The organism is Clostridium sp. AM34-9AC (genome assembly GCF_003480225.1).
In the GTDB taxonomy this organism is placed as follows: Bacteria; Bacillota; Clostridia; order Lachnospirales; family Lachnospiraceae; genus Acetatifactor; species Acetatifactor acetigignens.
This window is the reverse complement of record NZ_QUIU01000065.1, coordinates 1-233: the sequence shown is the minus strand read 5'-3', so window position 1 is coordinate 233 and position 233 is coordinate 1. Positions and strand designations below refer to the sequence as shown.

Genomic DNA, 233 nt, shown 5'->3' with positions numbered 1-233 from the left:
CCCCATGGGAATCTGGCAGCCACCTGCTCTCCCATACCGTCTCCAGTATAGTACCATCGGCCGCTTGGGTCTTAACCATCGTGTTCGGGATGAGAACGGGTGTGTCCCCCAAGCGCATAACCACCAGAAATTTTATTTGTGAAGATATCTTGGCTGGTTATGCGCTTTGCGCATACGCCACCATCTTCTTTCGATTTACCTCTTTGGCAAATCAACAGTAATGCAACCCCTAC

1 rRNA gene is annotated in these 233 nt (G+C 50.2%); it reads right to left on the bottom strand.

What is annotated here, in order from left to right:
* Positions 1 to 10 precede the first annotated feature (10 nt).
* A 5S ribosomal RNA gene (gene rrf, locus DW835_RS17690) occupies positions 11 to 128 on the bottom strand.
* Positions 129 to 233: the final 105 nt, after the last annotated feature.